The organism is Klebsiella electrica, from assembly GCF_006711645.1.
Classification (GTDB): Bacteria; Pseudomonadota; Gammaproteobacteria; order Enterobacterales; family Enterobacteriaceae; genus Klebsiella; species Klebsiella electrica.
On record NZ_CP041247.1, the window covers coordinates 1,814,588 to 1,827,711 of the forward strand.

Here is a 13,124-nt window from a genome sequence, read left to right on the forward strand (position 1 = left end):
GAGGGTGGCGCTGCTATCGCCGTCAGGCATTCGCTTTCATCTGCTGGCTTCGCCATTCCCGCAAGATGTGCTCCGGATGCTGGGCAGAGAAAAGCGAGTGCCGACACCCGCCCCCAAAGCGACCGACCGGGATAAAACGATTTCCGCCTGGCGGGAAGGTAAACTCTCTATGCCTGCTAACGGCAGCCGGCGGATTAAAGCTCGGCATTAAGCCGCGATGCGCGCGCTCTTTTGTGCTCCAGTATTTTATCCACCCCTTCGATAAAACCGTCTCCCCCGGGACCCTGGCTTATCCATGCCGGTAGCGCCGGGATGGAAGCCCGCTGATGGCGCAGGGTACTCATACCGAGGGTATGCCGGAATCCGGCAAACATCGGGGCGTCATTTTCAGAGTCTCCGCTATAAAAGACGCTATCCTGTGCGGCCCGTTCATCCAGGTGGTAAAACGTCCTGAGGACGTGACGGCTCATGATTAATTTATCGTATTCCCCGGACCAGGCCAGCAGCCATAAATTATTCACCGTGGTCTTTAACCCGGCCTCGTGCAATGACTGACGCAGCGCGCCAAGGTGCGTGGTATTAGCAGGCAGGTTAAAGGCCAGGCTGGACAGGCGGAAAGGCTGGTCTTCCGCAAGGGTTGCCCAGCGGTATTGTGCGGTGATTTTCCGTGCCATCACGGTGAGTCTTTCCTGCTCATCGGCCTGCTTGTCCGCATGCCAAAAATGGCGTGTTACCCCATGACCCTCGGCGGCACGCTGAAAGAAAAAACCGCCATTCTCGCCGATGACACCATCGACAGGCCACATTCTGACCATCTGATCGCACCATCCTGCCGGGGCGCCTGTGACCGGTATCACCCGGATCCCGGCAGATTGCAGCCGCTCTAATGCCCCATAGGTGGCGGCAGAAAGCCGCCCGCGGAAGGTGAGCGTCTCATCCATATCGGTCAGAACATAGTTTACCGAGGAGAATAAACCCTGTGATGCCTGCGCAAGTGGTCGCATATCCACTCCCAATAGAAAGAAACGATTTTATCGCGCTTTGATTAACAGGCGTTATAACGGAAGGCGATGAGTTATATCGCACTCAGGATTTACCCTGACCGGGACCCGCCTCCGGGCCGATAGTGGTTGGTGGCGAGGCCGGTTCGTCGCTTGATCTTTGCCCGCCGTGGCGGCGGGCAAAGAGGGTGAAGGGCTAGCGGAACGGCGGTTCGTTGAAGGTACGCAGCTTGCGCGAATGCATGTGGTCACCCTCCGCACGCAGCAGATCGATGGCTTTAATGCCTATCTGCAGATGTTCGGAGATAGCCCCTTCATAAAAGCGGTTGGCCTGGCCCGGCAGCTTAATTTCGCCATGCAGCGGTTTATCAGACACGCAGAGCAGCGTGCCGTACGGGACGCGGAAGCGGTAGCCCTGGGCCGCGATGGTGGCGCTCTCCATGTCGATGGCCACGGCGCGGCTGAGGTTGAAGCGCAGCGCCGAGGCGGAATAGCGCAGCTCCCAGTTGCGGTCATCGGTGGTGACCACCGTGCCGGTACGCAGTCGCTGTTTAACCTCTTCGCCAGGCATGCCGCTGATTTGCTTGGTGGCGTCGTACAGCGCGCGCTGTACTTCGGCAATGCTGGGAATCGGGATATCCGGCGGCAGCACCGCATCCAGAACGTGGTCATCACGCAGATAAGCGTGGGCCAGCACGTAGTCGCCGATGGTCTGGCTTTCACGCAGACCGCCGCAGTGACCAATCATCAGCCAGACGTCAGGACGCAGCACCGCCAGATGATCGCAGATGTTCTTGGCGTTGGCCGGACCGACGCCAATATTAATCAGCGTAATTCCCTGACCCTCTTTGGTGATCAGATGCCAGGCGGGCATCTGATGTTTTTTCCACGCCAGATCGGAAATGGCCTGCTCCGGCGCTTGCGTATCGGCTGTTATCCAGATCCCGCCGGCACAGGAAAGCGCGATATAGGGGCTGTCAGGATCGAGAATCTGACTGCATCCCCAGCTCACGAACTCATCAACGTAGCGGGTGTAGTTGGTAAACAGAACGTACGGCTGAAAATGATCGACCGGCGTCCCGGTATAGTGGCGCAGGCGCGCGAGAGAGAAATCGACGCGGCGGGCATCGAAATGGGAAAGCGGGTGGTGTTCGGTGGGATGGAACAGTCCGTCCGCGGTTTCATCGCCAATTTGCGACAGCTCGGTGGTCGGAAAGTAGCGGGTCAGGCCAGCGCTCATCGAGCGATCGAGCGTTAAAGCGGAGCCGTCGATGACATACGGATAAGGGATTTCATGCCGCGACAACCCGACGCTGATATGCGCACCGTAATCCTGATACAACGATGTTAGCTGCTCCAGCAGGTAGGCGCGAAACAGCTTAGGGTTGGTAATGGTGGTGGTGTAGCAACCGGCATGGGTGAAGCGTCCCCATGCCCGGGTTTTTAGCGCTTTATGGTCCGAGCCGTCCCACGACACGGACAGCTGCGGATAAACAAACAAGCCGTTAGCACGAGCGTCGTCATCCGGGAGAACGCTGTGGTTGATATATTCGCCGATGGCTTTACGTAATGCATTGACCGAACGCTCATATTGCAGTTCAAGCTGATTCAGCGCTTGTTCCGGGGTCAGACTGGCGGCCTTGTGGTTCATCTTCGCTCCTTTTTTCAGGTCTGCTGACATGCCTGATAGTATGTCACAGACGGAAAAGAGCGAAGGGGAATTTCATCCGCAGTACGGTGAAGGTGTTTGCATTAAATATTATTGCTGAAGGGGCTGGTGCTTATTTATTACTCAGATTTGGCGATTTCCGCCCAGCGTTCGTTGCTGAAGTGCGTGGCTTTTATCACTTTTAATATCTTTGCCGGATCGTCATTGAGGCAATACAGGGCATTTGCCAGCGGCGTGAGTTTATCTCCGCACTGTAAAGCGCACTGCCGGGTGGTGATTTCGGCAATAACCAATAAATGCGAGCTTTGTAATACTGCGCAATAATCTGGTGATTCCTCCGAAGATTGTACTTTTTTTACCCACCATTCCATAAGACATTCCCTGATCAGCGCTATTTCCGGCGATAATTGCCCGTTACCTTTTTTATGACAATAAGAATAGCCTAATGGTTTAGGCTGCGTTTAATTTACAAAGATTCAGAATATTGTCACGTGCATAATGGTCCGAATAAGAATACCGATGATAGCACCGGGAGCGGCAAAGCGGAACAGACGAACAAATCGCGAGCTCACGCCGAGGAATATACCAATGCCGGGCAGATCGAAGGTCTGAATGAATAGTCCGGCGGAGGCATTGAGCTGGCTGATGGTGACTTTGCCTTGCTGCACCAGTTCAGAGACCATGCCAAAATAGGCCGTACCGCCTGCGATACATTTGACCAGCGCAGGAAGGACGAAGTTGACTGGAATATGCAGCCACTGCAGTAGCGGCATCAGCAGCTGCTGGAGCATGTTGATGATGCCGGCCGCCTGTAGCACCCCGACGATGGTTAATGACAGGATCAACATCGGCACCGCGCCGAGCGCAAGACGAATGGCATCAGATCCCGCATTGTTAATGACCGCAATCACGCCCTGGCTGTTTTGTTCGGCGTTGGGCAGCGCTTCCGCCCGGGCATTCTCCATCACTGACAGACGGCGTCCGATGACGTGCCAGGTGACCGCACCCGCGCACAGACCGCCGATAATCGAAATGCAAATCGAGGCCATCCAGTGCAGGCCGAAAGGGGTGAGAGGGTAGAAGACGTTGCCCTGGCCCATGGCAAAGACCATGGCGAGCGTGGCGGCCATCTGTCTATCTGAGACGCCGCGCTTATCCATAATGGCCAGCGTGGCCAACGGCGCGGCGAAGCTGACAAAGTTTATCTGAATCAATGCGAATGCGCTCATGCCGCCAAGGCCAAATGGCTTGAGCAGCGGCGCGACCCAGCGGACGATAACGTCCAGCACACCGCGGACTTCCAGATATTTCATGATCATCAGCATGACGACCATAATGGGTAATAGCGTATAAAGCGCGACATCAACGGAGGATTTTCCCGCCGACATAATAATGCCGATAAGATCCATTTAACTCTCAACCACCGAATAGCGAAATGACCATCATCATAATCCTCGTCAGACAGAAATGATACGGCTTAATGGCATCTCACCTTCCGCGCGGGGCTATTATTGCGGTGTAAATAAGAAAATCATATTTCGCATCTTATTAGTAAAATAAAACTTATGTTTGCACAGGGCATTATTCGATGAATACCGCGGTGTATCCGTGGCGGTGGGGCTAAAAAATGTACAGGCTTGTTGAGCGCGGATCAGAGGATAGCCCCTGATCCGGGTAAAAAAGAGCGAGGGGCCGCCAGGCGAGCGTTCCCGCCATACCGTCGCTCGGGGCGGTCAGAACCACGAAGGGGTGATGAGGTTGAGTGGGCGGAGAGGCGGGTTACAGCGTGCTATGGGCAAAGTCATCGAAATCCGTGTGGATGTTTTTATCGGTGAATGCCTGACAGCAAATGCCGACAAATGCGCCGGTAAAACGCTCATCGCCACGTTCTGTAAAGTGTTCGTCTGCCAGCTTACTGTATTCCACATCGCCACCCGGCGGGTACCACACTTTTCATCAGGAGAATAGCAAAAGAGGCGGCATTATCATTGGCATCAATCCGCAAAGAGATAGTCTCATCCGTAGAAATATCGCTGCTGTGTACCGGCGACTGGCTAAACCCGTGGAGATCGCTAATCAGAAAATTCAGCGATGTCTGGACCCAGAAGCTAAAATCGGTTTGCCGTCAGGCAACCAGTCTTTAGCAGTGATGAGAGTTTAAAAACCAGGAGGCCACCATTTCCTCCCGGAATTGATTTGGAAAAAAACAGGGATCAATTGTATTTGATAAATTCTGTTGCAAACTGAAATGTATTATAGCGATGGGAGGCTACAGAATATTCGAATAGCTTCCCGTTATCTAAATAAGCTGTTTGTTCAACGTGAATAACAACTTCAGGGGAGGGGAACTCAAGCAGGGTGCATTGTCGTTCATCTGACAGGGCTGCGGTGATCATCATATGGCTACTGTGTACGTTATAACCCAGTACCTCGGTAATATAAGCATAGATTGAATCGGCAACGTTACTATAGTTGAGTCCGGGGATAATATTTACCGGCATATAGGTTTTTTCAATGATCGAGGGGATCGTGTTGATCACTCTTACACGCAGAATTGAATAAACCATTTCATCGCTGTTAAGCTGTAGCCTTTCCTGAATCTCAGGAGGCGCGGGGATTGCGGAGAATTCAATTACCCGGGTTTCAATATTTTTCCCGGAGCCCAGGCAGCGTGCTTTTGTCCCTGTCAGATGGTTATTGAAAGAAGCATTGAACGGAAGTTTTACAAAAGAGCCTAATCCTCTTTTTCTGACGACGAAACCTTCCTTGACAAGGATATCAAGCGCCTTGGTAATTGTGAGTTCACTGCAATCAAAAACCAGCGCAAGCTTTCGTCCTTCAGGCAGTTGACTGTTTTGTTCATAATAACCAGAAATAATTCTCTTTTTTAATTCATTATATATATCAATATACTTAGGCATATACTTTTCATAACAGACCTATAGACATAGGTCTGTTATACTATAGTTTACGGCAGATAAACATCCTAACGTAAGATGGATGCTGCCATCCTCACATAAGTATGTCTTTTACCACGTATTGCAACAGAAAGTGCCCGAATCGCTTCCGGATCGGCTATCCCGCAACAACCGGCATCGCCAAAGTTATGTATATCACTGCCGCAGCGCTTGCTTGCCAGACCAATTAGCTTAACCGTCTCAGCATCCGCTCCTTCCTGGCTACTACTGATGGTGGTTATCGCCAGTCCGCCGGCCTGATGAACCGCGTGGATAATATCGGCTACGACACTTTCACTGCTCCCCTGACAGGTACCTGGTGCCGGAACGACGATGGCATGCGCACCTGCGTGAATATAGCCTGCATACTCTTTTGCTGAAGCCAGACCAGCGGCATAAAATTTCGCGGCGATGATGAAACCAGGGAAATGCGCCTGCGCCAGGTCTATCGCCTCCAGCATAGTCTGCATATTCAGTTCTGGTTTGTCATACCCTGTCAGGCAAAGAAAATCGGCTTGTTGAATATTTTCCAGCGTCCTGAGCGAAAGCTGACGTGGATTTTCAGTATTCTGCTTATCGCCGATTTCAAGGCTAATACCCACCAGCCTGCCGGTCAGATCTTTTATTCGCTGCCAGCCGCCCCCTTCCGACATACCTGCTATGGTGTGGGTATCGGTGTTATAGCTCTTGAGTAAAATCATATCGGCGCCGAATGCGCTGACCAGTTCCGCACCCGTGATATCAGGATAGAGTGGGGTGCTCTCTGCGGCCACCTCGGCAAGAACGACTCGCCCTTCCGATGCCTGGATGGCCGTAAAGAGACCGCTGGCTGTGGGCTGGTTCCGAAAATCTGACGCACGACAGTTTAGTAGACGTTTCATGTCAGTAATCCAGTGTGATTATTGATGGTGAAGCGTGCTCAAAGCCGCGCTCAAGAATTTCGAGGTTCGTGATAATGTCGGTCTCACTCACGTAACCTGGCGCACCGTTGACGATGGTCTCATAAAGCGCATCATAGACACCGCCATAATCTCCGCGAGCTGCCGGGACTTCTCGTTTAACGATCTCGTTTTTTTCGTTGATGTACTCAATGATACCTGGCTCGCTGTCTGCGCAGAATAAAGGATCATCCGGCATAATGTTGTTTTTCAGACAGGCTTCCTGCCGATCGATTTGTCCTTTGATAAACGAGCCGCGGGTACCATGGACAATGAATTTTGGATATGGGGTCATGACAATGTGGCTGGTTTTGATAATCGCCTTCAGATCACCATAGAACAACTGGGTTTCAAATATATCATCCGGATTTCCATCCCGACGCAGACTGCGGATATCGTAAGCCACCTGACGAGGTCTGCCAAACAGGGACAACATCTGATCAAGGGTATGAATACCCAGGCCATAAAACGCACCGTTAAACGGATGATTCTCCTGGGGCTCAGCCTCGGGGCGGTAATAGTCGAAGTGGCTTTCGATTTCCACAATATCGCCAATCAGGCCACTTTTAATCACCTCCCGGACAGTAAGAAAGCAGGAGTCAAAGCGGCGATTCTGGAAGGGGGTTACCGTTACCCCATGTTCTTTAGCCAGACATAATAGTTCTTTTGCCTCTGCCAGAGTGGTGGTAAAGGGTTTTTCGACCATCACATTTTTGCCATGTCTTATACATATTCTGGCATATTCAAAATGGCTGTCCGGATGTGTACAAATAACCACAAGCTGAACCGATTTATCCTTTAATATGTCATTCACATCACGGGTAAACAGAATGCCGCGGTATTGCAACTGTGACTCTACCTCCGGCTTTGGTGTAATATCAAAAATAGTTTTGACGTTAAATTTATCGCGGATCAATACATAGGGTAAATGATATCGGGTGGCACTTTTCCCAAACCCAATAAATGCACAATTAATCATACTGCTTCCTTATTTAAACAACGTTACGGCATGTTCGATAATGGATTGACCATCCATATGGGAGAAATGTTGTGGGTTGACCAGCGCAACTCGACACTGATCCTGTACGGTTTCCCGTATTTTACTTTCCATATAAGACAATTGTGGTGAGAGGAATATAAGGTCCGTGTGCGGATAAATATCTTCAAGACTGCCTATGTTTGTTGCGCTGATATTGGCCGTGCAATTGATACTTTGAGCATACAGGCGCATTTTTTTAGCCACCATTGAGGTGGACATACCTTCGTTACACATCAGGATGATAGTTTTGCCGTCCAGCACATGGCCGTCCGAGGTGTTATTTATCTCTGTCGTGTCTGAGGGCGTTTGTTCGATATCCTCAATGATTTTTCGGGTGTTTTTGCTCATGATTGCGCGTTCGTAGGCGTGCAGAAACGGCAGGTAAACGGCGACACCAATAATGATCAGTATCCCCTGCAACACAACGTTACGTAGGTCACCACCAGAGCCCAACCATCCGGAGAGGAAGGGCGGTACGGACCAGGGGACGTAGGCAACAATGTGTGATACCCAGCCCCATGAGGTGGCGAAGTAGGCGATGATAAAGTTGATTTGTGGGTAGATGATAAAAGGGATCATCAAAAGCGGGTTGAGGATCACCGGTAGACCGAAAATGACCGGCTCGTTGATATTAAAGACGCCTGGCGCAATCACCGTCCGGGCGAATTTTTTATGGCTGCTCATGCGACTGCGGAGCATGATGGCCAGCAACAAAGCTAACGTAGAGCCTGTACCGCCCATATGACCGTACAGGTCACGAAATGGCAGGACAATGATATGCGGCGGTATATGTCCGGCGGCGAATGCCGCCATGTTTTCCTGCATGGCAACCAATAAGGGGGGTTCCAGAACTGGGTTAATAATCCCGGAAGGATGAATGCCGAGCGAAAACAGCAGATTGGTTAGGGTGGTTAACGTAATGAAGCCCGGCAGACTGGTAGTGAGATGCACCAGGGGTTTTTGCACCACGGTCTGAATCAGCGCAAACAGTTCGGTATCGAACCAACCGGTGATAGCGAACGTACCGCAGGCAAACAGCGCCACGGTGATCATAATGGCGAACAGAGCATTAAATGATTGCTGCACCATAGGCGGTACTTCTTCGCCCAGAGAGATTTTCAGCGTCGAACTGGCTGATATCTTCAGAAACAAAGTGGTGGATAAGAAGGCACAAATAATGGCGAGAAATACCCCTCCTGCATTGGTCAGCGCATAGGGTACGACGCCGCTTACCATTATGGCATCGCTATCTGGTGGTGTGACTTGTACCGTGATTGGCATTATCACATAGAAGCAGGCAAGCGAGACCACTGCGGCAATAATTGGACTTTCGGCTTTGCGTTTACTGGCCAGAGAATAAGCTACCAGTACCGCGAGCATAACGGACAATATATTCATGGTGCCGTTTAATGCCCGCTCTCCGATCCCGCGATAATAGGTCATGGTTTCGGCAGAAATAATATTTCTCATGAATCCGTTGGGATCAAGAAAAACATAGTTAACCATAATGACCAGACCAGCCAGGACCAGAAAGGGGATCGCGATGATAAAACTATCCCGCAGGCTTCTCAGATGAACCTGTCCCGCCAGTTTTTGTGAAAAACTGGCAATATTGTCTAATGAGATATTCATAAGGCTCCTTTAATTCTTCTGCTGGTGGGCTGCCACCAGCTGCTGACGCATAAAACTGATACGATAGTCGTTATTTACCAGGCCATCGGCCATTCGGATTTCTTCGTTCTCAACACCTATGCCGCTTTCAGAGATTGATGTTTCATCATGGCCCCTGTAACCCATTCACTACGGCAAAATGTGAATGGATGACAGTAAGTTTAAAAATAGTATTTAAAACGTGCACGTACACCGTAACGGTCGTCAGAATTATCTTCACCAGAATAGAGGTTGTCTGAATTACGTTTTATTTGTGACCAGTACGCTCCCAGAAAAATATCAAAGTTATCCATATCTAATACGTGGGCGAAACGATATGAGGTGTGGATAGTGTGAATCTGGTACTTTCCATCCCGATCGATAAAATCATCATTATTTACATGCAGGGTAGGACTAAATGAGGCGATTTTATTCCTGGCCCAGATATAACCTATTTCAAATTTATCCCACAAAATATTCGCACCTGCGGTGAAATCTTTTTCATCCTCAGCATCCATAAACGCGAGATTTATGTTAGTGGTAATATCGTTATCAACTTTCAGGGTTGACGTCCAGCCAAAACCGTTGCGTCTGGACTGATCCTGCCATTCTCCACTGGCATCATGGTAACCATAGGCATTGTTAATGACATTGCTTTCTGCTGCAACGGCGGTAGTGAAATTGTCTCCACGCCAGGCGATAACGGGCCGAAGGTAGATCGTGTTTTTCTTTCTGGTCAGGGTATTTCCATGATAAGAGCCGCCAGCGAACAGGTCGCTGCCATCCTCCACCAGACTATTCAGTTCAAAGTACCATTCATCAATGGATTTACTTAACATGAAGTTACCGCCACTGTTGCTACGCCCGCGGCCTTCTTTCATCATGTAGATATATCCAAACCCATCGGCATACAGGTCATTAGCCGTATTACCTGAATATTCCACAAAGGTATCCTGGTTGAGCGGGAACATATCATAAGCTTCGAAGCGCCCTATAGTGGCACGCCAGCTATCTTTGTCCCCCTCTTTCTGCCCGAAGTAAAAGGCCGCATCATCCAGATTCATATGGCCACTCATGTCTGCCAACGGTTGAGCGGTAAAACCTGCGAAATTACCGCTGGATAGTTCCCGATAGCCGTCCAGGCCCAGTAATATACGGCCATTAATGCTCCAGCGGTCGTTATCACTTGCGCTCCAGTCTTTATTTGGGCTGGTGCGTGTGGAGGTCAGTTGCTTCGAGCTGCTGGCTGCATCGGTATTGAACTCGACGTCCCCGTACAGCTTAAGTTTTCCGGAAGAGGTATCGAAATTTATATCTGCTGAGCTATTGAACGAAGCAAGTGCTAATGTAATTGTCAGTATTGTTTTTTTCATGATTCATTCCATCATTGTGTGTTGTTCATCTTTATCCTTGTTGTGTGGCGATGCATTTTAAAACTATATAGTTTTAAAAAATAATGTATAAGATAACAATTTTTGAATAAAGGTCGAGTCGTGACGAAAACCGGGTGAGCGCGAGGAGTGGATGGTACCGCGAAGGAAACATCAGGATGTGTCGGAGGCATTGAACCTGAGTGTCGTGATAGATGGCCTTACCGGGAGGATGACATGGGACAGTTGAACAAGCATGAATGAAGCGAAAGTTTTGTCGGTTACCTGATTTACCCAGTAATCTTGATTAGCTGTTTCTGTTTTAATCGCGATGACTTTCGGGAGAGATTTTATTTTTATTGCAACGTTCCATAGCCTCGCGCGAATGAGATTTGTGCCCGATCATTGACAATTTTCCAGGCATCGGAAGGCGGAGCAATAAAGCCTTGTAGCGCCAGTACCTGTAAAAATACGGCATCCTGCGGCATATTCAAAGACAGAAACGCATTGCGTAAAGCGCTAATGGCTTCCACTTCCACGCTCTCACTTGCCACCAGCAGAGGCATCGGGGCAGGATCGCTGTAAGTCAGTATGCGAACATGGCGTGTTATGACCGCTGAAACGGCGCTGGATGCGTTCGCGGATGCCTGGGACGATAAATACCCACAATCAGTAAAAGCTGGTGTCCGCACTGGGAAAACCTCAATACGTTCTTCGGCTATCCGCCGGATATCCGCAATACCATCTACACCACGAATGCCATCGAATTCCTGAACAGCGTGATCCGCGTAGCTATCAAGAAGCGCAAGGTGTTCCCGACGGATGACTCGGTACGAAAAGTTATTTACCTGGCAATCAAGGTTGCATCGAAAAAATGGAGTATGCCGATCCAGAACTGGCGATAAGCCGCTTTATTATCGAGTTCGGTGACCGCCTGAGCGATCACCTTTGACGTGGTGGCAGTTACACAGAATTATTTACAGGGTTACTTTTTTTTGAGTTTAATAACAAACCGGCCTTTTTTCCTTTTGATTTTTGCGCCTCTGTCGCCATAGGTGATTGCGATATTAAAAAAGTCATCAGTATCTATATCAAAATCAAGCTCTATTTCTTCGTGCTGATTAGAGTTGAGTAGTTCATACGTTTGTTCAATATTCACAGCTTTTATCACTGTCATAATCTAACCCTTGTCATGGCGATGTCTCTTACAACACTCATTAAATGTCATTTTCATGACATACAAATGACAACAATCTCTCCTGGTATGTTCCTGTACTCTCTGCAAGAGGGCTATGGGCTTGTCATCTAAGGAGAGCGATGCTCCCTGTCCGCTACATGAGGAAAGCGATCCCACCTGTACTTTTTACTTGCGCCGCCTGATGGGACTAGCACCTCTCCCTGCCTTCGATGTACCGCGGCTTTTCATCGGTAGCCAAACCAACCATGATTATCGTCACACTTTCCACTACAAGCACTTGAGCTGTATGCAGTGATTCGTTATAAGGATGCTCAGGACGTAATCAGAATGACCTGAGCGAAACCTGGTTCCATTGTTGCTTTATCCGGCAACAATGGAACCAGGTTTTTTTTTGCTTTTATTGGTATGCCTTCGTCAGAAAGGGTCCCAGAATTAAACAGTGAGATGGCTGAAATGAAAGTAGAAAAAATACTCAGCAACAACGCTGTCCTGCTCTCCAACTCTAAGCAAGAAGAGATTGTGGCAATTGGGCGGGGTATTGGTTTTGGCAAAAAAGCGGGAGATGTGATCGACAATAGCCAGATTGAGAGTCAGTTTATCAAAAAATCAGAAGGTCTGGCTGATGTTCTTTCGCAATTATTGTCGGAAATTCCGCCAGCGTATCTGGCCGTCACGCAGCAGATCATTAACCTGGCGCAACAGCGACTGGTTATTACTGTGCAGGATACTTTGTTTCTCTCATTAAGCGATCACATCAATTTTGCCATTCAGCGGCAAAATAGTGGGCTGGCGATAAAGAATTTTCTCCTGTGGGATATTAAACGTTTTTATGCCCAGGAGTATTCTGTTGGACTTGAGGCATTACAACTTATTGAGAGCAGGCTAAATATCAGACTTCCGGAAGATGAAGCTGGATTTATTGCCCTGCATCTGGCGAATGCCAGAAATAGCAGTGATATGCAAAGCACGATGCAAAGTGCCACCATCATTAAGGATGTACTGACGATCCTGAAATACGATTTGAACCTGACCTATGACGAAGAATCTCTGGATTATCAGCGCTTTATTACCCATCTTAAATTCTTCGCACTGCGTCTGATGAACCGTAATACCATCGAACATGGTGATGAAAGTATTTATAAGGGGATTACCGATATGATGCCCGCTGCCTATGCTTGCGCGATGAAAATTCATGGCTATGTGGAAAGGAATTATCAATGCCAGCTCACCACCGATGAAGTGATGTTTTTGACTATCCATATTAATCGTCTGAGCGGTGGTTAACAGCAGCAATATAAGGAG

At 49.2% G+C, this 13,124-nt stretch carries 13 protein-coding genes and 1 pseudogene; 2 read left to right on the plus strand and 12 right to left on the minus strand.

What is annotated here, in order from left to right:
* Positions 1-194 precede the first annotated feature (194 nt).
* The 11 genes from Electrica_RS08620 to Electrica_RS08665 form a co-directional block, all read right to left on the minus strand.
* Positions 195-1,004, minus strand: coding sequence for an HAD-IIB family hydrolase (locus Electrica_RS08620; protein WP_131048064.1), 810 nt, complete (start codon positions 1,002-1,004; stop codon positions 195-197).
* A 193-nt stretch (positions 1,005-1,197) separates the two neighbouring features.
* Positions 1,198-2,652, minus strand: a complete 1,455-nt coding sequence (locus Electrica_RS08625; protein ID WP_131048063.1) for an AMP nucleosidase — start codon at positions 2,650-2,652, stop codon at positions 1,198-1,200.
* A gap of 137 nt (positions 2,653-2,789) precedes the next feature.
* A complete protein-coding gene (locus Electrica_RS08630; RefSeq protein ID WP_131048062.1) occupies positions 2,790-3,041 on the minus strand; it encodes a histidine kinase in 252 nt (83 codons plus the stop codon).
* Positions 3,042-3,146: 105 nt separating this feature from the next.
* Positions 3,147-4,079 carry a nucleoside recognition domain-containing protein gene (locus Electrica_RS08635; RefSeq protein ID WP_141964285.1) on the minus strand — a complete coding sequence of 311 codons (933 nt, stop codon included), beginning with the start codon at positions 4,077-4,079 and terminating at the stop codon, positions 3,147-3,149.
* A gap of 370 nt (positions 4,080-4,449) precedes the next feature.
* Entirely contained in the window at positions 4,450-4,596 is a 147-nt protein-coding gene (locus Electrica_RS28400) for a beta-xylosidase family glycoside hydrolase (protein WP_165457131.1), read from the minus strand.
* 287 nt (positions 4,597-4,883) lie between these two features.
* The gene (locus Electrica_RS08640; RefSeq protein ID WP_131048060.1) at positions 4,884-5,591 is read right to left on the minus strand and encodes a GntR family transcriptional regulator; all 708 of its coding nucleotides are present in this window, start codon (positions 5,589-5,591) and stop codon (positions 4,884-4,886) included.
* Positions 5,592-5,656: 65 nt separating this feature from the next.
* Positions 5,657-6,508: a DUF7916 family protein gene (locus Electrica_RS08645; protein WP_131048059.1), complete on the minus strand. Its 852-nt coding sequence runs from the start codon at positions 6,506-6,508 to the stop codon at positions 5,657-5,659.
* A 1-nt stretch (position 6,509) separates the two neighbouring features.
* On the minus strand, positions 6,510-7,544 hold the full coding sequence (locus Electrica_RS08650; protein ID WP_141964286.1) for an oxidoreductase: 1,035 nt from the start codon (positions 7,542-7,544) through the stop codon (positions 6,510-6,512).
* A 9-nt stretch (positions 7,545-7,553) separates the two neighbouring features.
* On the minus strand, positions 7,554-9,236 hold the full coding sequence (locus tag Electrica_RS08655; RefSeq protein WP_141964287.1) for a PTS transporter subunit EIIC: 1,683 nt from the start codon (positions 9,234-9,236) through the stop codon (positions 7,554-7,556).
* A 200-nt stretch (positions 9,237-9,436) separates the two neighbouring features.
* Positions 9,437-10,630 (minus strand): carbohydrate porin, encoded by a 1,194-nt coding sequence (locus Electrica_RS08660; protein WP_407081252.1) that lies wholly within the window; start codon positions 10,628-10,630, stop codon positions 9,437-9,439.
* A gap of 350 nt (positions 10,631-10,980) precedes the next feature.
* Positions 10,981-11,235 carry a PhnD/SsuA/transferrin family substrate-binding protein gene (locus Electrica_RS08665; protein ID WP_407081253.1) on the minus strand — a complete coding sequence of 85 codons (255 nt, stop codon included), beginning with the start codon at positions 11,233-11,235 and terminating at the stop codon, positions 10,981-10,983.
* Positions 11,236-11,248: 13 nt separating this feature from the next.
* Between Electrica_RS08665 and Electrica_RS08670 the strand changes: the two are divergent.
* Positions 11,249-11,576 (plus strand): annotated as a pseudogene (locus tag Electrica_RS08670) (transposase); the annotation flags it as partial.
* A 33-nt stretch (positions 11,577-11,609) separates the two neighbouring features.
* Here Electrica_RS08670 and Electrica_RS08675 read toward each other — a convergent pair.
* Positions 11,610-11,801 carry a hypothetical protein gene (locus Electrica_RS08675; protein WP_131048050.1) on the minus strand — a complete coding sequence of 64 codons (192 nt, stop codon included), beginning with the start codon at positions 11,799-11,801 and terminating at the stop codon, positions 11,610-11,612.
* Between the two features lie 474 nt (positions 11,802-12,275).
* Between Electrica_RS08675 and licT the strand changes: the two genes are divergently transcribed.
* Positions 12,276-13,106 carry a BglG family transcription antiterminator LicT gene (gene licT / locus Electrica_RS08680; RefSeq protein ID WP_142255861.1) on the plus strand — a complete coding sequence of 277 codons (831 nt, stop codon included), beginning with the start codon at positions 12,276-12,278 and terminating at the stop codon, positions 13,104-13,106.
* Positions 13,107-13,124 lie beyond the last annotated feature (18 nt).